This window comes from Pseudonocardia adelaidensis (assembly GCF_039543345.1).
In the GTDB taxonomy this organism is placed as follows: domain Bacteria; phylum Actinomycetota; class Actinomycetes; order Mycobacteriales; family Pseudonocardiaceae; genus Pseudonocardia; species Pseudonocardia adelaidensis.
In genome coordinates, this window is record NZ_BAABJO010000023.1 from 1 (window position 1) to 19,250 (window position 19,250).

Sequence of the window (19,250 nt, forward strand, 5' to 3'; positions counted from 1 at the left end):
CCGTCGACACCGCGGAGCGCGGGGCGGCGCAGCGGCGGCCCGCGCTGCGCGACGCCCCGTCCGACGAGGACGCCGCCGCGGCCCTCGACGAGCTCGGCGCTCTCGAGGCGGCCGTCCGCGAGGCGGACGCGCACCTGCGCACGGCCCGCGCCGCAGCCCGTTCCGCGGAACGCACCGCGTCGGACGTCGCCCGCGAGGTCACCGCGGCATGGGACGCCCTGCGCGCGGCGCGCGACCCCCTCGTCCCGCTCGGTGCCCCCGCCGTCCGCGGGGACGAGCTGCTCGCGGCCTGGCAGGAGCTCACCGCGTGGTCGCGCCGAGAGGCCGAGGCCCGCGCCGCGCGCCTCGCCGAGGCGGCGACCACCGCCGAGGACGCGCGGGCGGCCCGCGCCGCCGTCGAGCGCCGGATCGCCGACGACCTGGCCGCCCACCAGGTGACCGCCGCCGCCCCGCTGGGGGGCACGGCACCAGCCGCCGTCGCCGGGGCGCTCGCCAGGGCCCGGTCCGCCCAGGAGCGGGTGGCGGAGCGGCGGGCCGCGGCGGAGCGGATCCGGGCCGATCGGGACGAGGCCGAGTCGGCCCAGCAGGTCGCGAAGCTCCTGGGCAGCCTGCTGCGCTCCGACGGGTTCCCGCGCTGGCTCGTCGCGTCCGCGCTGGACGCGCTCGTGGCGGACGCGTCGGAGAGCCTCGCCGAGCTCTCGGGTGGGCAGTTCGCGCTCACCCACGAGGGCGGCGAGTTCCTCGTCATCGACCACGCCGACGCCGACGCGCGGCGCCCGGTCAAGACCCTGTCGGGCGGCGAGACGTTCCAGGCGAGCCTCGCGCTCGCGCTGGCCCTGTCGGCGCAGATGGCGGGGCTCGCCGCGCAGGGTGCCGCCCGCCTCGAGTCGATCTTCCTGGACGAGGGCTTCGGCACCCTGGACGAGGCCAACCTCGACGTCGTCGCGAGCACCCTCGAAAACCTCGCCACCCGCGGCGACCGGATGGTCGGTGTGGTCACCCACGTGCCCGCGCTCGCCGAGCGCGTGCCGGTGCGGTTCGTCGTGAGCCGCGACCAGCGCACCTCCTCCGTCGTGAAGGAAAGCCTGTGAGGTTCGCCGTCGACCCGTGGGACCCCTCCTACGGCACGAGCCTGGACGCGGAGCGCGGTGAGTCGGCCGCGCAGGTCACGCCGGACGTCGAGCTACCGGCAAGCGAGTGGCAGCCGATCGACCCGGATCCGGCTGCCGTCCCGCCGGAGGCGGTGCTGTTCGTCGACGGTGTCCGCCGGGTCGACGCGCAGCTCTGGCTGGAGGACGGGAGCCCGGAGTCGGCGCCCGCGCTCTGCGCCTCGTACGCGGCGGGCGTGGTCTGCTGCTGCCGGGACGGGGGCGCGCACCTGCTCGCCGCCGACGTCCGCCGCGGGCTCTTCACCACCGCCGACGCCGCCGACGACGTCCGCACCGGCGCCGGGACCTACCGGGCCACCCGCACCGCGCCGCACCCCGACGTCGCGCCCGCCCAGCTGCTGAGCCTCGCGCTGCAGCGCGAGCTGGCCGACACCGAGCTCGCCGCCGCGGCCGCCGCCCGCAGCGGTCACGGCGTGCCCGACGACCTGCTCGTCGTCGACGGCCCGCTGCGCGGGCGCCAGCACCTGCCCCGGGCCATCGGCTTCGTCAAGACCCACCGCAGCGACTACCTGCCCCCACAACTCGGCGGGGTCGTCGGGATGCTGCGCACCGGGCAGCGCACTCCGGTGTTCCGGCTCGGCAGCTCGTGGGAGCGGCACACCTGGTACCTGCGGCTGCCCTGCCGGCCGGGCGCACCGTGGGCGGGCATCGTGCGGGTCGAGTGCAGCGCCGACCTCCCGGCCGCGGAGGCCGTCGCGCACGCCGCCCGCAGCCAGGCCACCCTGCCGAGGTTCGCCTCCACCGAGTACAAGGACTCCCGCGCCCCGCAGAACCTCTACCCGATCGCGGGCCTCGAACGCGAGCTGCGCAGGCGCCTCGGCGAGCCGAACCTCCTCTACCGTGCGCTGCGGAGGGCCGCGGCCGCCGCCTGACCGGGCGATGCCTCCCCGAGGCCTCACTGCCTCGGCGTGCCGTCGGGCCTGCTGTCGTGCTGCCGCTCGCGCAGCTGCGCCTGCACCTCCGACCAGCGGAAGCGGGAGCGCCCGCCGGGAGTCCTCACGGCGGGCGTGAGCATGCCGCGCGCCACCCACCGCCCGACGGCGCGCGTGGTCACGCCCAATCGGCGCGCCACGTCACCGGAGCTGATCAGTGGCTCCTCGCCGCTCACACCCGCACGCCAGGACGGATGCTTGTCGGATCGTGCCTGTCTGTCGCAGCGGGAACCGGCGCCGACCACCCGGGTGATCGCGGCCCACTGAGCCGGGGGCGAATACCGCCCAGCTCGTGCGGCCTGCGGTGCGGGCGACTCCAGTTGACGCCGCGTGCCGGGCGGTGAACCGTGGAGGTTGGAGTCTGGAAGGGGGTCGCCGTGCAGGAGATGCGGGTGGTCGCGCTCGGCAGGGACCCGATGGCCGTGCAGCCGGTCCTGCTCCTGCAGGAGACCGGCGGCAAGCGGCGCGTGCTGCCGGTGTGGGTGGGCGTGCCGGAGGCGACGGCCATCGAGCTCGCCCGCCGCCGCGTCGAGCTGCCGCGGCCGCAGACCCACAAGCTGATCCTCGACGTCGTGAGCGCGTTCGACCGCAGGCTGCAACTCGTGCGCATCACGATGCTGCGCGACAGCGTCTTCCACGCCGAGCTCGTGTTCGACGGCGACATCCGCGTATCGGCCAGGGTGAGCGACGCCGTGGCGATGGCCCTGCACGTCGACGTCCGGATCGAGGCCGAGGACGCCGTGCTCGACGAGGCAGCGGTGGCCGAGGTCGGGATGGTCGGCCCTGCGGAGGAGGACGACGAGACCGAAGGCGAGACCCCGTCGGAGCACGAGGAGCTGGAGCGCTTCCGCCGCTTCCTGGACAACGCCTCACCGGAGGACTTCGGAAACTCCAGCTGACGGGCCCGTCCCGCACCGCCGGTTGACGCGCTCCGCGGATGGATCAAGGATCGATCGCATGCGGATCGCGGTCACCGGGTGCAATGGCAAGATCGGACGGGCCGTCACCGCCCGGCTGCGCGAGGACGGCCACGACGTGGTCGGGTTCGACGTCGACGGCGCGAGGGGCGCCGGCTTCACCCGGGTCGATCTGCGCGACTACGGGCAGACGCTCGACGCGCTCCTCGGCGTCACCTTCCGCCACGACGGCATCGACGCGCTCGTCCACCTCGCCGCGATCCCCGTCAACGGGCTCGTCCCGGACGCCACCACGTTCCACCACAACATGGCGGTCACGTTCAACGTCCTCCACGGCGCGCACCGGGCCGGGATCACGAGGATCGTGTACGCCTCCAGCATCAACGCGATGGGGTTCCCGTTCGAGGAGCCGCCGCCCTACCTGCCGCTCGACGAGGGCTACACGGCGGCGAACAACACGTACGGGCTGGGGAAGGCCATGGAAGAGACGATGGCCGGCCAGCTCGTGCGCTGGGAGCCGGAGCTGTCGATCACCGCCTTGCGGTTCACGAACGTGGTCGGCGAGGACGATTACGGGTCGTTCACGCGGGCCGGGGAGCTCGACTACCGCCGTGACCTGCTCGGCTCCTACGTCGATGCGCGCGACGCCGCGCTCGCGGTGGCGCTCTCGCTGGAGAAGGGCGCTCCCGGCTTCGAGGTCTACGCCGTGGCCGCGTCGGACACCGGCCTGACCATCCCGTCGGCGGAACTCGCCGCGGCGTGGTTCCCGGGTGTCCCGGTGCGCAAGGAGCTGGGGGAGTTCGAGACGCTGCTGTCGATCGACAAGGCCGCGGAGCGCCTCGGCTACGTGCCCCAGCACCTGTGGCGAGAGCGCTGATCCGGGGCTACCGCACCAGTGCCGGGGCGAGTCGTTCCAGCTCGTCCACGTCGGTGGCGAAGTCGCCGCCCACGGGGAGCATGACCAGCACGTGATCCGCACCGGCGGCGAGGTGCTCGCGCGCCTTCGCCGCGATCGAGGCGGGGTCGCCGTGGCCGATGACCGCGTCCACCAGCCGGTCGCTCACCTCGGCGATCTCCTGGTCCGGGAAGCCCAGCCGGGCGAGGGTGGCCGCGTAGGACGCGGCCGCGCGGCCGATCCGGCTCGACAGGACCTCGCGCGCGGTCTCCTTGGCCCGCTGCGCGTCTGTGTCCACCACCACGGACAGCCCGACGACCAGGAGCTTGTCCGGGCCGAGCGCCTGCCTGGCCCGAGCGGTGAACTCGGGAGGAACCATGGCCGGGAACGCCCCGTCGCTGATCTCGCCGGCCAGCGCGAGCATCTTCGGCCCGAGCGCGGCGAGGATCCGCGGGTAGGCCACGTCGGGCGCGGGCAGCTGGGTCGGCTCGGCCATCCGGTCGACGTAGTCGCGCATCGTGGCGAGCGGGCTCCCGAACGCCCGGCCGGCGCTGGCGGCCTGCTCCGGGTAGCCGACGCCCAGGCCCAGCACGAACCGGCCGGGGTGGGCCTGGGCGAGGAGCGCCGCCGCGCCGTGCGCGGTCTGCGGGGCCCGGGCCCAGATGTTGGCGATGCCGGTGCCGAAGGTCATCCGCTGGGTGGCGGCGAGCAGCACGGCCAGCTGCACGAAGGCGTCCTTGCCGCCGACGCCCTCGTTGGTCCACGCGGCCCGGTAGCCGGCGCGTTCGAGCCGGCCGACCGCCTCGCGCTGCACGTCGACGGGTGCCGCCTCGGCGAGCGGGGACGGCAGGAACACGCCGACCGGCCCCAACGCGTCCCGGGCCGCCTGGACCACGGTGGTGGGTTGCATGCGGATCCTCTCGGAGATGGTGCCTCCACGATGCGTCGGCGGCGCGCGTCCGGTCCAAGATCTGTTCCTCATCGGGCAATACGTTTCAGGCATCATCCCAGCTCGCGGCTATCCTGGGGCCATGCCCTCACCGCCGGTGGACCTCGACCTGCGGCTGGCGCGCTACTTCGTCGCCGTGGCCGAGCACCGGCACTTCGGCCGGGCCGCCGCCGCCCTGCACACCGCCCAGCCGTCGCTGAGCCGGCAGATCCGCCGCCTCGAACAGCAGCTGGGCGCACGCCTGCTCGACCGCACTTCGCAGGGCTGCCGGCTCACCGAGGCCGGCGAGGTCTTCCTCCCGCACGCCGTCGCGCTGCTGCGCTCCGCGGCCGAGGCCGCGGCGCTCACCCGGGCCGCGGCCGACCCCAGCCGCATCACGATCGGCTACACCACCGGTCTCATCGTCACCCCGGCCGTGCGCGAGCTGCGCCACCGGCACCCCGAGGCCGAGGTGCGCACCGTGCACCTGTCCTGGAACGAGCCGCGCACCGCGCTGCTGGACCACCGCGTGGACGCGGCGATGACCCGGCTGCCGTTCTCCACCGAGGGGCTGCACGTCACGGTGCTGTACGACGAGCCGCGCGTGCTCATCGTGCCCCGGTACCACCGGCTGGCGGGCAAGGAGTCCGTCACGCTCGACGACATCGCCGACGAACCCCTTCCGCGGGTCCGCAACCCCGATCCGGCCTGGAGCGCGTTCTGGCGCATCGACCCCCGCCCGGACGGCCGCCCGGCACCCGACGGCCCTCTCGTCGAGGACGGCGAGGACAAGCTCGAGCTCATCGCCGCCGGGGAAGCCGTGGCCATCGTGGCCGGGTCGCACGCCACCGGCCTGCGCCCCGACCTCACGACGATCCCGCTCGACGGCGTCGAGCCCTGCCACGTCGTGCTGGCCACCCGCGCCGGCGACCGCAACCGCCTCGTGGCGCAGTTCCGCAGGATCGCCGAAGCCCGCCTGTCCCATCACTGAGGCGGACAAGGCGCGGGGAAGACCACAGGTGCGAGGTGGGTTGATCCATCCATGGCGAGAGTGGTCAAGGCGACCGCGTTCGGCGGTCCCGAGGTGCTGGCCGTCGTCGACGAGCCCGTCCCCGCCCCGGGGCCGGGCGAGGTGACGATCCGGGTCGAGGCCGCCGCGGTCAACCCCATCGACTACAAGATCTACAGCGGGCTGCTCGGTCGCGACCCGGATACGCTTCCGCAGCGGGTCGGGATGGAGCTGGCCGGGGTGGTCACCGCTGCCGGACCGGGCGCGCACGGGCCCGCCGGTCCGCTCGCGGTCGGCGACGAGGTCATCGCGTACCGGCGGGACCGGCCGGGCGCGTACGCCACCGAGGTGACCTGGGAGGCCGAGTTCGTGGTGCCCAAGCCCGCGCGCCTGAGCTTCGCGGAGGCGTCCGGGCTGCTGCTCACCGGCAGCACCGCGGTGCACGCGCTGACCGCCACCGGTGTGCGGGCGGGCGACACGCTGCTGCTGCACGGCGCCGCCGGCAGCGTCGGCAGGCACGTCGCCCAGCTCGCCCGGGACGCAGGTGCCGAGGTGATCGGCACCGCATCGCCCCGGCGCCACGACGAGCTATCCGCGCTCGGGGTCCGGCCGGTGGCGTACGGGCCGGGCCTGGCCGACCGCGTTCGCGCGCTGGCGCCGGCGGGCGTCGACGCCGCGATCGACGCGGTCGGCACCGACGAGGCCGTCGACGTGTCCCTCGAGCTGGTGGCCGACCGGGAGCGGATCGCCACGCTCGCCGCGTTCGCGCGCGGTGCCGAGGCCGGCATCCAGATGCTCGGCACCGCGCCCGGGGCCACCGACCGCGGAGACCGGGTGCGCCGGCAGGCGTGGCCGCGGCTGCTCGAGCTGGCCACCGCCGGCCGCCTCCGTACGGCGGTCACCCGTACGTTCCCGCTGGCCGAGGCCGCACGGGCACACGCCTTCGTGGCCGAAGGTCACGCCGGGGGCAAGGTGGTCCTCCTGGGCGGGTGATCCGGAAGTCCGCTGGCTCCAGTGCATCGAATCGGGCGATAATCGATGGTCCCGCCGGAGGGGGACCGGATGACATCGCTTCCTTTGCCGCCAGTGGTGACCGACGCGGATCTGGATCTGGTTCGTCGACGCGTCCTCGGCGGCCCTGGCGACCACCGGGTATCCGGCCAGATAAGTCTCGGACGCTCGGAAGCGATACGACTCGGACCGGAGACCGCGGGACTGGATCAGGACCTCGCGCGCGCGCTGGAGCGGGACGCGGACCACCACCGCTACTACATGATCATGTTTCGGTGCACCTTCCGCACCGGCTCGGCCCCGGTCGTCAGCGCTCGACTGTCGGTAGCGTTGCGGCAGGCGTCCGTCCGCGGTGTCGCCGACCCCGTGGTGTGGTCGATGGATCCGTTGCGCGCTGCTACTCCGGTCAACCATCGCCGGATGCTGCGGCTGAGTCCGAATATAAAGATCTTGCCGGAGACCTCCGAATTCGGGCTGGCGGCGGAGCATTCCCGGGAATACACATCGAACCTCTCGCACATCGTCGCCCAGGGTGAGGGTGAAAGCCAGGTCGAGTGGGTCTTCAGCAAGACGGAGGCGGTCGATCTGGTCGGCGTTTACCACCTCCATCTCGTCGCACGTACGTCGGCCCGGGTGTCGTGCCGGGCCGAGCTCGCCCTCGCCGCCACCCGAGAAGAGAAGCGGTTCGGCCTCGTGCGTTATCGTGCCGCCATACCGGCGGAACATGGCGCGGTCCCGCTGGCCGGGCTGTGAGCGGCTGGTCGTTCCTCCGCCGAGGCGCCCACCTGCATGACCTCCTTCGGCTCAGCATGACGGGCAGGCTCGGGCAGCTGACCGTCATGGTCTTCGACGAAGCGATGACCATGGAGCGGGCCTTCGAACTCATCCGAGCCGAGCGGGAGTCCCTCCCGGTCGGCGAGTTCGCGGTCGCGTTGGCCGACGACTGCTGGGAGTACGCCAGCACGAGACGGGAGATCGGCTGTGTCGCGGCGGGCCTGTTGCACGAGTGGGTCCTCGCCCATTCCCCGCATGATCGAGCGGCGGTGTACGCCAGCGCGCGGTCGTTCGTGCGCGCCGCCGCGGAGGTGCTCATCGGCCGTGACGACGGTGCCCTCTACCGCCGGGCGAGCCACGCCGCGAGCCTGATGGTCGCTGCGGCGTCGCCCGAGCAGGTGGCGTGGGCGCGCCGCACGGCGGGACAGCTGGCCCTGGCGCCGTACGCGCTCGACCCGGTGGATGAACACCACGACCACGTCTTCAGCGATCGCGACGACTACGAGTTCGGTCGGTGGCGACGTGCACAGGTGGAGCGGTCGTCATCGGCGAGTACCCGTCCGGGTGAGCACGTCATGCCGGAGCCCAGGATCGGTCTCCGCAACGCCGTGATGCACCTGTCGGCAGCCGCGGCCCATTCGAGCGGCGAGGCGAAGGGAAAGGCGCTGGCACACCTGGCCTTCGCCGAGTACTCGCGCCACCTGGCCGGCTGCGGCGATGATCTCGCAACCGTGGATCGGTTGTGCGACGAGTCGGCGGCGTTGCTGTCTCCCACGAGCGACCCACTGGCGTCGAATCGCCTGCTCTGGCTGTACATCATGCGCCGTCGGTTCGACTCCGTCGCCGGGCGCATGATCGCGGTTCCCCGGGAGCTCCTCCCCGATGGCCTGGCGCACACGGTGCTGGTCGTTGCCACCGCGTTGCGCATCCACACCATGGGCCGCAAGGCCGACCCCGGGGTGTGGCGGACCATCATCGACATCGCGTTCCCGTGGGTGGCCGCCGATCCGCATCTCCAGCCGTACCGTCGGTACTTCGATGTGCTGACCGCGCACTCCCTTCCCGGCGACCCCCGGGACTGTGACGCGCGGCGGGACGCCGCGGTGTCCGACGGTGATCCGGATGCGACGTCGGTCGCGGCGGACCGGCTGCACGCCTTGCTGTGCGGGCCGGGCGACGCTGACCTGTGGGCCGAAGGAGCCGCGCTGGAGGCCGTGCGATCGCACGCTCCCGAGCTCGACCGCACCCTGGGTGTCGTCATCGCCTTCCGGCGGTGGAAGACCGCGGTCCGGGCCGCCGATCACCAGGGGCCCCAGCGGATACCGGCCTACGTCGATGCGGTCGTCGGCCTCGCTCTCAACGGGAGCTGGGACCTCGCTCTGGTCGCCCTTCAGCTCCTGGAGTCGGCGATCCGCGACGAGTTCGGCAGGGGGGCCGACCTCGCTGATCCAGATCTGCTCAGGAAGCTTCCCCTTCTCGTCGATGTCGCGTTCGAAAGACTGCCCGAAGGGAGCTGGCCGAGCGTCATCACGTGCCTCTCGATGCTCGTTCGGCGGTGGTCCGAGTGGAATTCGAGCCGGCTCATGATGTTCGGGATGATGGCTGTCAAGGGACGGGCACTGGGTACGGCCATCGCCCGGGCCGGGCCGCGGAGGTCGCCGTCCGAAGTGGTCCGGTGCGTGGATCTCCTCTCCCGTTACGGAACCGGGGCCGGCGATGCGGCGGACCTGCGTCTCCCGGGTCGTCACGAGTTCACGGCGTCGGGCTTCCTGCAGGGCGCGGAGCGCGAATCGGGCTCACTGGTGGAGCAACAGCGGGCGAACATCCGGCGTCGTGCCCAGGACTCCGACTTCATCGGTGGGTACCACCTCGCACCGCGGCGTGAGCCGGACGAGGTTCTGGAGGCGCTGCCGCAGGACGGAATCCTGCTGAGCGTGGTCGCCAACTCGACGGCCGTCGGTGAGGGCTACGGCGTGCACGCGGTGTTCGGCGTCAACGGCAGGCTCCGCGCGGTCTCGGCGATGTCGCCGGGGGCGCCCACCGAGCACGTCGAGACGAGCCTCGATCCGAGGAACGTCGGCCACGACACGACCATCCACTCCCCATTCGGCCTCAGGATGGGTGGCTTGCGCAGTGCACTGCTCGATGAGCCGCTGCACCGCGCGGTCACCCGGGAGGCGGAGTCGGGATTGTCGTACTTCGGCAGCTGGATCCTGCATCCGGTCGCGGTGGAGCTGTTGGAGAGCCTGGTCTCCCAGGGCGGCTACTCGCGGATCCTCTTCTCCCCGCACGAGGCCCTGCACCTCTTCCCGCTGCACCTCACGCCCTTCCGCGACGGCATCCTGGCCGACCACTTCACCGTGACGGTGCTCCCCTCGCTGGAATGCCTGTTCTCCGGCTCGCGCGCCGCCGAGGCGAAGGCCGGCGGCGTCAGCGTGGTCGCGTGCGCGGCCGGAGGGCTTGGCGTGGGCCTGCCGGAAGAGCCGTCGCTCCACGAGCAGGCCGAGCGGATCGCCGGTCTGTTCGGCAGCCGGCCGCTCACCGGGGACAACGCCACCCCGGACGCCGCACTCGACGTGCTCGGTGCCGCCCGCTACCTCCACCTGGCGGCCCACGGCGTCCCCGATCACGACGCACCCCTGTTCTCCCGCGTCTACCTGGCAGGCGGTCAGCTCCACGCCTACGAGGTCCTGGAGCGTGACCTTCGAGGTGTCGAACTCGTGACGCTCAGCGCGTGCGAGTCCGCGCTGCTGCGCTACGACTTCTTCGACAACCTGCACGGCCTGGTCCCCGCTTTCCTGCGCGCAGGCGCACGGGCCGTCGTCGGCGCATTGTGGCCGGTCGAGCCGGACGTCGCGGTGACCTTCTTCGGTGAGCTCTACGCCCACCTCGCCGCGGGTGTCGACCAGGTAGCCGCTTTTCGGGCCGCCCAGAACACCGCACGGGAACGGCACCCGAACTACCGCGACTGGGGTGGCTTCAGCTACTTCGGGCGTTGACGCCGGACACCCCGAGCCGGTGGCGCAGGCCGCTGGCCCTGCTGACCGGCCGGGCCACCGCGGCGCGCACGGCCTCCTCGGTGCCGATGACCCGGACGAACTCGGCGGCCCGGGTGACCGCGGTGTACAGCAGCTCCCGGGTGAGCAGCGGGGACTCGGCGGGCGGCAGCACCACCGTGACCCGCCGGAACTGGCTGCCCTGGCCGCGGTGCACGGTCATCGCGTGCACGGTGGCCACCTCCGACAGCCGGGCGGGCGGGTGCAGGGTGGGCACCCCGCCGCGCGCGAACGCGACCCGCAGGCCCTCCGGTACGGCGACCGCGACGCCGGTGTCGCCGTTGAACAGCCCCACGTCGTAGTCGTTGGCGGTGACGAGCACCGGGCGGCCGGGGTACCACGGACCCGTCGGCGCATCGGGGAGGGCCGCCCGCAGCCACCGCTCGATCTCCGCGCTCCAGCGGGTGACGCCGAACGGGCCCCTGCGGTGCGCGCACAGCACCCGGTGCCGTTCCAGCGCCGCGAGCGCGGTGGGGACGTCGCCGCGCCGGGCCGCGCCGGTGAGCTCGCGGCCGGCGGCGACGACGTCCATCCGCACCCCGTCGGCGTCGTCCGCCGCGACGAACTCCAGGTCGGGGTGACCGCCGTGCAGCAGGGCCACCGCGGAGTCGGCGTCGCCGGCCTGAACGGCCCGGGAGAACTCGGCGATGGCGCCGCCGAAGCGCCACACGTGCCGCAGGGTGACCACGCCGTTGATCACGGAGCCGTCGACGAGGCTGCCCGCCACGCCCGCGGCGTCGAGCGCCGCGTCGAGGCTCGCCTCCGGCCGGCCCGGCGCGCGGGCGAGGTCGCCGAGGACCGCGCCCGCCTCGACCGACGCCAGCTGGTCGGGGTCGCCCACCAGCACGATCCGGGCCTCGGGGCGCACGGCCTCCAGGAGCCGGGCCATCATCGTGAGCGAGACCATCGACGTCTCGTCGACCACCACCACGTCGAACGGCAGCCGCTGGGCCCGGCCGTACCGGAACCGCCCGCCCGGCCGCCAGCCCAGCAACCGGTGCAGGGTGGCGGCCTCGGGGGTGCGCGACCGCAGCTCGGCGGGCAGCTCGGCCGCGACCGCCTCCTGCAGCCGGGCGGCCGCCTTGCCGGTGGGGGCGGCGAGCGCGACCCGCGGCGGCGGGCCCGGCTGGTCGTGCAGCAGGGCGAGCAGGCGCGCCACCGTGGTGGTCTTGCCGGTGCCGGGGCCGCCGGCGAGCACCGTGACCCGCCGCAGCACGCTCACCGCGGCCGCCAGCCGTTGCCGCTCCGAGCCCGGCGCCGGGAAGTAGCGCTCCAGGCCCTCCCGCAGCCGCGCGACGTCGACCGCGGGCCGCGCGGCCGCGGCCCGCTCCGTGAGCGACCGGCGCACCACCTCCTCCTCGCCCCAGTAGCGGGCGAGGTAGAGCAGCCCGTCGACCAGCCGCAGCGGACGCCCCCCGGGCTCGTGGGGCCCGTCGGTCACCACCGGGCTCGCCGCGCACGCCGCGAGCCAGCGGGGCGGGTCGGGCCATGGCAGCGCGGAGACGTCCACGATCTCCTCGCCCTCGCCCAGCACGGTGTGGCTCACCGCGGCGAGGTCGACGCACACCGACCCCAGGCGCACCGCGCGCACGGCGAGCGCCACGGCGAGCAGTACCTCCTCGTCGGTCTCGCCGCCGAGCCGCCCGACCCGCGTGGCCACGTGCACGTCGGCGGGATCGAGCACGCCGGCGGTGTTGAAGACGCCGAGCAGCCCGTCGGCGGTGCGGGCCAGCCGGACGTCGCCGATATCGACCGTCATGCCCGCTCACCGTCCAGCAACCCGGACAGCTCCTGCACAAGCGCGGCGGGCGGCGCCCAGCTGAACACCCCGCACGGCACTCCGCCGACCGCCGGGGTGTCGGGGCCGCACATCCCGCGCACGAACAGGTACAGCACCCCGCCGAGGTGGCGCTCCGGCGCATAGCCGGGCAGGCGCCAGCGCAGGTACCGGTGCAGCGCGACGCCGTAGAGCAGCGCCTGCAACGGGTAGTGGGCGGCGATCATCGCCTCGGCCAGGCGCGGCGGCGTGTAGTGGGCGGACGTGAGCGGGTCGCGCCCGTCCGGCCCCATCGGCCCGAGCCAGTTGGTCTTGTAGTCGACCACCGCGAACCGCGGGCCGGGCAACCGCAGCACGGCGTCGATGCTGCCGGTGAGGTAGCCGCGCAGCGGCTGCTCCGCGAGCGCGGCGAGCGCGTCGGGGTAGTTGCGCAGGGGGTCGTCGGCCGGGAGGTGCCGGCGCAGCAGCGGTGCGAGCGCGCCGAGGGTCACGGGAGGGCCGGGTTCGTCGCCGCCCGCGAGGGGGAGCTCGAAGTCGAGCTCGGCGAGCCGGTCGCGCGGCGCGATGTCGGCCAGGCGCAGGCCGCCCGCGAGGGGACCGAGCGGCGTGCGGGCGGCCGGCAGCAGCGCCGCGGCCAGCCGCTCCGCCTCGACGCCCGGTACCGGGTGGTGCACGAGCTGCTCGCGGGCGCGCGCGGTGAGCTCGCCCGCCAGATCGGCAGCGGTGAGGTCGGCCGCCTCGAAGATCCCGTGCACCAGCGTGCCGAACCCGGCCCCGAGCGGCAGCTCGGCCATCGGTGACGGGAGGTCGGCGCCGGGGAGGTCCGACGTCGCCGCCAGCTCGACCGCCGCCTCGTCGTCGATCTCCGGGGCCTCGGGCTCGCTGCCGACGCCCGGCCCGTGGCCGTGGGCCGCGTCGGCGGTGAGCGCGCTGTAGGACGTGCGCCGCCACGCGATGTCCAGGTGGCGGGAGAACTCCGCGGCGCGCAGCTCATCCGCTGCCGGCGCCGGGGCGGAGAACGTGAGGGCGGCTCGGGAGAACCCGATCTCCTCCACCGAGATCCGGCTGCCGGCGAGCTCGCGCAGCGCGTGGAGCGCGGCGTTGTCGGCCGGCACGCGGTAGGCCTCCGCGGGGTCGCGCCCGGCGTCGGGCCGCCCGATCAGCAGCCGGTGCAACGGGGACGTGGCCGTGGTGGTGGCCGGCACCCACCACGTGACCACCTGGCAGCGTGCCCGGGTGAGCGCGACGTAGAGCAGCCGCAGGTCCTCGCCCGCCTCCTCCGCGCGGTGCCGGGCGACCCGCTCCTTCCACCCCTCGCCGGACTCGCCACCGACGTCGAGCACCCGGGCACCCGACTCGTCGTGCAGCAGCGGGACGTCCGGGTCGCGGACGTTGCGGTCCCAGGCGAACGGCACGTAGACGATCGGGAACTCCAGCCCCTTGCTGCGGTGAATCGTGATGATCTGCACGGCGTCGGCGTCGGACTCGAGCCGCCTGCTCCGCTCGACCACGACGTCCTGGGCGGCGTCGGCGATGCGGTGGCGCAGCCATTCCACCAGCGCGGCCGGGCCCAGGTGCTCGGACGCCGCGGCCGCGTGCAGGGTCTGTGCGATGTGGCGCAGGTCGGTGAGCAGCCGCTCGCCGTCGGCGACGCCGAGCAGGCGGCCGGGCAGTCCGGTGCGGGTCGTGATCGCCTCCAGCAGCGCGGCGACCCCGCGTTCGTGCAGCACCGCGGCCCAGGCCCGGAGCGTGGCACCGACCTCGTCGAGCAGGGACTCGGCGTGCGGCCCGCAGAGCTCGGCGACCGTGTGGCCGAGGAACGGGGTGAGCGCGGCGGCGCGCACCCGCGCCGCCCGCGGCTGCTCCAGGGCCTCCAGCAGCGTGAGCCACTCCCCGGCGACCGGGGTGCCGAACACGCTCGCGGTGCCGGACAGCACTGCGGGCACCCCGGCGGCGGCGAGCGCCTGGCGGATCATCGCGCCCTGGTCGTTGGTGCGCACCAGCACCGCGACGTGGCCGGGTGCGACCGGCTCGCCGTCGACGGAGGCCGGGCTCGCCAGCAGCGCCGCGATGTCGGACGCGGCGTCGCGCGTCACGAGCTCCCGGGCCGGTGCGACGACGGCGAGGTCGCGGCGGGGTGCCTTGGGCAGCCCGGCGCGGGACGCCACGCGCAGCCGGAACGGCGTGTCGACCGGCGCGCCCCGCAGCCTGCTGCCGGGGTGCGCGGACTCGACGGGGTGCACCGTGATCCGCGGGTCGCCCAGCGCCGCCCCGGCGAACACGGTGTCGAGCGCCTCCAGCAGGACCGCGTCGCTGCGCCAGTTGCGGGCGAGTGTGGCGTGGTGGTCGGCGGCCTCGGTGGCGTCGAGGTAGCTCACGACGTCGGCGCCGCGGAAGGCGTAGATCGCCTGCTTCGGGTCGCCGATCAGCACCAGGGCGGTGGACCCGTGGAAGGCCTTGCGCAGGATCTGCCACTGCACCGGGTCGGTGTCCTGGAACTCGTCGACCAGCACCACCCGGTAGCGGGCCCGCAGCCGGGCGGCCGCGCCGCGCGCCGGGTCGGCCAGTGCATCGGCGAGGCGGGTGAGCATGTCGTCGTAGGTGTAGATGCGCCGCACCCGCTTGCGCCGCGCCACCTCGGCCCGCACGGCGGTGGCGAAGCGGTACCGCACGTGGGCGGCCGTGCCCGGCTCGGCGCCCCGCGGCTCGAGCCGCGCCTGCCCGTCGTGCACGGCCCGGCGCGCGAGGGTGAGGGCCTCTCTCCGGCTGAAGTCGGGCGTGCCGGCGCCCCGCGCCCCGTACTTGCGGACGTAGAAGTCGTCGACGACCTCCGCGAGGATGTCCTCGATCGACTCCACGAACGTGGCGTCGCGGTCGCCGTCGCCCGCCACGCCCAGCCCGGCGAGCATCTGCTGGCAGAACTGGTGGGTGGTGGCGATGGTGGCCGCGTCGAACTGGGTGACGGCGCGGGCGAGGCGGGCCCGCCGGGCCGCGACCTCGGCATCGGGCGCCTCGGCGAGCAGCCGGAGCACGTCGTCGGCGCCTGCGCGGGCGGCAGCGGGATCGGCCAGGCCGCGTTCGGCCGTGACGAGGCGCTCCCGGACGCGTTCGCGCAGCTCCTGCGTGGCCTCCCGGCCGAACGTGACGAGCATGAGCTCGGGGAGCGACGCGCGGCCCTCGGCGACGTAGCGCGTGGCGAGCGCGGCGATGGTGAACGTCTTGCCGGTGCCGGCGCTCGCCTCGAGCACGGTGGTGCGGGTGGGCAGCTCGCCGCAGACGTCGAACGCGGCCGGCGCGAGCACCGCAGGCGTGGGGAACTGGATGACGGTCACAGCCGCACCACGTCCTCCGCCGTGAGCAGCGGCGACCAGACCTGCAGCGCGAGCGTGCCGAACCGGGTGGGCTCCCCGCCCGGCGGCCCGGGGACGGTGAGCACCTCGGCGCCCGCGTCCGGGCCCCACGCCCGCACGTGCGCGGTGTCGGCCCGTTCGGCACCGGCGCCGCTGCTCCACTTGCGCAGCGCCTCGTCGAGGGCGCCGGACGGGTCCGCGCCGCCGCGGCGGACGGTGGCGTACGTGTGGCCGGTGACGGTGGGCAGCGGCAGCGGCTCGCGCAGGCCCGCGCGCCGCAGCGCCACGAGTTCGGCGAGCTCGGCGGCAGCCCGGTCGGGGTCGAGCGGGCCCACCGTGGCCATCGCGAGCCCGAACTTCTGCCCGCGCCCGATCGTGACCGCGCGCCACGGCTCCCGGGTGGCGGCGGTGAGCGCGAGCAGCCGCACCCACGCGCGGATCCGCTGCTTGGCCGCGAGCCGCGAGAACTCCGCGCGCAGCAGGACGGTGCCGTGCAGCCCGCCGACCGTGCCCACGACGCGGGTGCCGTCGGGCAGGGCGACGTCGACGTCGCGGTCACCCGCCTCACCCGCGAGGTAGGGCTGGGCGGCCGAGACGATCGGCTCGACGTCGTCGAGCACCCGGTGCAGCGCCTGCTCGCCCAGCGCCCCCGGCGGCAGCTCCCCGCGGCGCCACTCGGCCTGCCGGCAGCGGTCGAGCGGCCGCCCGGCCAGCCGGTCGCGCAGCAGCCGGTCGCCGATCGCCCACGTCGCGAGCCCGTCGAGGTCGACCGGGAGCGCGTCGATGTCCTGCTCCTCCGCCGTGAAGAGCGACAGGCCCACCCGCTGGCGCAGGAACTCCTTCACCGGGTGCTCGACGAACGACACCAGGTCGTCGAGCGGGACGGTGTCGCTGCCGTCGTCGCCGGCAGGGGGCAGCGGGGCGGCGAGGAACGGTGCCGGCGCCACCTTCGCCCCGGTGGCCGCGACCGCGCCCGCCAGCTCGGCGCGGTCGAAGCTGAACGGGGCGGGCCCGGAGAAGTTGCGCGGGTCGAACGGCTGCAGCGGATGGCCGACCACCACCTGGTCGAGCGCCGCCGGGCCCGCGGTGGCCGCGACGGCGTCGAGCAGCTCCCCGAGCGGAACGGCCGGTGGACGCCGGGCGCCGCTGCGCTCGTCGGCGCCGGAGTGCACCACGACGAGGTGCTCGGTGGCGGCGCAGATCGCGTCGAGGAAGAGCTGGCGGTCCTCGCTGCGCGGGTCGCGCTCGCCGACGAGCGGGTCGCGGGCGAGCAGGTCGTCGCCGTCGGGCACGCCCGCGCGGGGGAAGGCGCCGTCGTCGAGCCCGAGCAGGCAGATCACGCGGTGCGGCACCGACCGCATCGGCACCAGCGTGGCGACGGTGAGGGTGCCGGTGCGGAAGTTGGCCCGGGTGGGCCGGCCGCGCAACCGCTCGGCGAGCAGGCCGCGGACGTCGGCCAGCCCGAGCTCGACGGTGGCGGCGTGCGGCCCGGCGGCCCGGACCGCCGCGGCGAGCTCGGCGCGGGCCTGCGCCCCCTGCCACTCGTCGGTGCCGGTGACGAGCGTGAGCGCGTCGAGCCCGTCCTGCAGCACCGCGACCCACCGGTCGAGCGGCTGCTGCCCGCCCAGCCCGGCGAGGACGGCCGCGACCCGCTCGACGAACTCGGCGAGCCTGCCCACCCGCGCGACGTCGCCGGACTCGACCTCGTCCAAGGGCAGCGCGGTGCCGAGCCACTCGTGCTCGGCACCCGACATCGCGACGCCGAGGAGCAACCGGTCGAGGCCCGCGGACCAAGTGTTCTGCGGGAACCCGTCGAGCTGGAACGGCGCGCGGTGCGCACCGTCGAGCCCCCACCGCACCCCGGAGCGGACCACGAGCTCGCGCAGCCGTTCGAGGTCGGCCTCGTCCAGGTCGAAACGCCTGCGCACCGGTGCGGTGCCGAGCAGGTCGAGCAGCTGGGACGCGGTGACGCGCGCGTCGGCGAGCTCCAGCAGCTGCGCCACCGTGTCGAGCAGGGGGTTGACCTGGCGCAGGGCACGGTCGGCCAGGCGGACCTGCAGGCGCTGGCCGGGATGGGCGTCGGGGCCGTCGGCGAGGCCGAAGCAGGCGGAGACCAGCGGCGCGAACGTCTCGACGTCGGGGCACATCACGAGCACGTCGCGCGGTTCGAGGGTGGGGTCGGTCTGGAGCAGCCCGAGCACGACCTCCCGCAGCACCTCGACCTGGCGGTCCGGGCCGTGGCAGGAGTGCACCTGCACGCTGCGGTCGTCGGGCCGCAGCACGAAGCCGCCGTCGGGCGCGCGGTCGTCGCGCAGGTCGGCCTGCAGCCGCTCCAGGAGCGTGCGGGGCGGGCGCTCCTCCGCAGGGTGGTGGACGTCGACGCGATCTGCGGGCAGCCGCAGCTGCAGCTCGCGGGCGTCGCGGCCGAGCGACCCCAGCAGCGGGTGGCGCGGTGTGCCGGCCGTGGGGTCGGCGCGCCGGGCCGGGACCTCGGGCGGCACGGCGACCGCCGCCCACAGGGCGGGCGACGGGTGGGGCAGCCACAGGTGCACGTCGCGGTGCTCGGCGAGCGCCGCCAGCACCGCGAGGTGCTCGGCGGGCAGGCGGGTGGGGCCGAAGACCGACAGCCGCGCCGGGAGCGCGACCACGTCGGGGTCGGCGCGCAGCGCGGCGCACGCCGCCCGGAGGCGCTCGGCCGGGGAGGGGGCGCCGACGCGCTCGTGCAGCCGCCGCCACAGCTCCGGCTGCCACGCGAGGTCGGCCGCCCGGCCCTCCGGGGCCCCCGCGCCGGACAGCCATCCGGTGAGCAGCGCGGGCCGGTGGGTGGCGTAGGAGGCGAAGAGGTCGGTGAGGTGGCGTGCGACGGCGTATCGGCGGCCCCGCTCCGCCTCGCCGACGTGGGCCCCCAGCGGGGCGCACCACTCCTCCCCGACGCTCGCGTCGATCACCTCGAGCAGCGGCCACACGGCCCGCTCCGGCTGCCAGGGGTCGTCGGCGGGATCCAGGCCGGTGGCCGCGGCGACGACCTCGGCCACCACCGCGGCAGGGGAGGGGAAGGCGACGCCCGCGCACACCCCGTCGCCGGCGCCGCCCGCTGCCCCCAGCCGGTGGGCCAGCCGCTGCGCCAGCCACCGCTCGACGCCCCGGGCCGGCACCGCGACGACCTCCGTGGCGAACGGGTCGGCAGGTGGATCGGCCAACAGCTCGCCGAGCGCGCGGGCCAGCACGTCGGCCCGTTCGGCCCGGTGCAGGTGCCACATGGCTGTGCCCCCCTCGTTCACGTTCTGCGCACACGCTAGGCGCGGGCGGTGACAGACCCGGACAGGGGCGCGCCGGTTGTCCACAAGTCACCGAGCGCGAGCGCGTGCACGGGGTGCGTTGCCTCGAGATCGAGCCGCGCGGCAGCGAGGAAGCCCGTGTGCCCACGCTGGG

At 75.0% G+C, this 19,250-nt stretch carries 13 protein-coding genes; 8 read left to right on the forward strand and 5 right to left on the reverse strand.

Annotated elements, in window-relative coordinates; genetic code table 11:
* Both ABEA81_RS26665 and ABEA81_RS26670 read left to right on the forward strand, forming a co-directional pair.
* A partial coding sequence (locus tag ABEA81_RS26665) for an SMC family ATPase (protein WP_345608264.1) occupies positions 1–1,091 on the forward strand: 1,091 nt, incomplete at its 5' end.
* Positions 1,088–2,041: a hypothetical protein gene (locus ABEA81_RS26670; RefSeq protein WP_345608266.1), complete on the forward strand. Its 954-nt coding sequence runs from the start codon at positions 1,088–1,090 to the stop codon at positions 2,039–2,041. The genes ABEA81_RS26665 and ABEA81_RS26670, both read left to right, overlap by 4 nt.
* A 23-nt stretch (positions 2,042–2,064) precedes the next feature.
* On the opposite strand, the gene ABEA81_RS26675 is transcribed toward ABEA81_RS26670, so the two are convergent.
* Positions 2,065–2,346 carry a MerR family DNA-binding transcriptional regulator gene (locus ABEA81_RS26675; RefSeq protein ID WP_345608268.1) on the reverse strand — a complete coding sequence of 94 codons (282 nt, stop codon included), beginning with the start codon at positions 2,344–2,346 and terminating at the stop codon, positions 2,065–2,067.
* 132 nt (positions 2,347–2,478) lie between these two features.
* Between ABEA81_RS26675 and ABEA81_RS26680 the strand changes: the two genes are divergently transcribed.
* Together ABEA81_RS26680 and ABEA81_RS26685 are read left to right on the forward strand one after the other, a co-directional pair.
* Positions 2,479–3,000: a bifunctional nuclease family protein gene (locus tag ABEA81_RS26680; protein WP_345608537.1), complete on the forward strand. Its 522-nt coding sequence runs from the start codon at positions 2,479–2,481 to the stop codon at positions 2,998–3,000.
* Between the two features lie 58 nt (positions 3,001–3,058).
* Complete coding sequence (locus ABEA81_RS26685) at positions 3,059–3,895, forward strand: NAD-dependent epimerase/dehydratase family protein (RefSeq protein WP_345608270.1); 837 nt, start codon at positions 3,059–3,061, stop codon at positions 3,893–3,895.
* A 7-nt stretch (positions 3,896–3,902) separates the two neighbouring features.
* On the opposite strand, the gene ABEA81_RS26690 is transcribed toward ABEA81_RS26685, so the two are convergent.
* Positions 3,903–4,823, reverse strand: a complete 921-nt coding sequence (locus ABEA81_RS26690) for a TIGR03620 family F420-dependent LLM class oxidoreductase (RefSeq protein WP_345608272.1) — start codon at positions 4,821–4,823, stop codon at positions 3,903–3,905.
* A 121-nt stretch (positions 4,824–4,944) separates the two neighbouring features.
* On the opposite strand from ABEA81_RS26690, the gene ABEA81_RS26695 reads away from it, so the two are divergent.
* The 4 genes from ABEA81_RS26695 (at position 4,945) to ABEA81_RS26710 (ending at position 10,634) form a co-directional block, all read left to right on the forward strand.
* Entirely contained in the window at positions 4,945–5,832 is an 888-nt protein-coding gene (locus ABEA81_RS26695) for a LysR family transcriptional regulator (protein ID WP_345608273.1), read from the forward strand.
* Positions 5,833–5,883: 51 nt separating this feature from the next.
* Complete coding sequence (locus tag ABEA81_RS26700; RefSeq protein ID WP_345608275.1) at positions 5,884–6,843, forward strand: NADP-dependent oxidoreductase; 960 nt, start codon at positions 5,884–5,886, stop codon at positions 6,841–6,843.
* Between the two features lie 93 nt (positions 6,844–6,936).
* Positions 6,937–7,614 carry a hypothetical protein gene (locus ABEA81_RS26705; RefSeq protein WP_345608277.1) on the forward strand — a complete coding sequence of 226 codons (678 nt, stop codon included), beginning with the start codon at positions 6,937–6,939 and terminating at the stop codon, positions 7,612–7,614.
* A 2,138-nt stretch (positions 7,615–9,752) separates the two neighbouring features.
* On the forward strand, positions 9,753–10,634 hold the full coding sequence (locus ABEA81_RS26710) for a CHAT domain-containing protein (protein WP_345608539.1): 882 nt from the start codon (positions 9,753–9,755) through the stop codon (positions 10,632–10,634).
* On the opposite strand, the gene recD is transcribed toward ABEA81_RS26710, so the two are convergent.
* The 3 genes from recD to recC are packed head-to-tail and all read right to left on the reverse strand — an operon-like array spanning position 10,615 to position 19,078.
* Complete coding sequence (gene recD, locus ABEA81_RS26715; RefSeq protein ID WP_345608279.1) at positions 10,615–12,450, reverse strand: exodeoxyribonuclease V subunit alpha; 1,836 nt, start codon at positions 12,448–12,450, stop codon at positions 10,615–10,617. The genes ABEA81_RS26710 and recD overlap by 20 nt on opposite strands.
* On the reverse strand, positions 12,447–15,800 hold the full coding sequence (locus tag ABEA81_RS26720; protein WP_345608281.1) for a UvrD-helicase domain-containing protein: 3,354 nt from the start codon (positions 15,798–15,800) through the stop codon (positions 12,447–12,449). Before ABEA81_RS26720 ends, recD begins: the two co-directional genes overlap by 4 nt.
* The gene (gene recC / locus ABEA81_RS26725; RefSeq protein WP_345608283.1) at positions 15,797–19,078 is read right to left on the reverse strand and encodes an exodeoxyribonuclease V subunit gamma; all 3,282 of its coding nucleotides are present in this window, start codon (positions 19,076–19,078) and stop codon (positions 15,797–15,799) included. Before recC ends, ABEA81_RS26720 begins: the two co-directional genes overlap by 4 nt.
* Positions 19,079–19,250 lie beyond the last annotated feature (172 nt).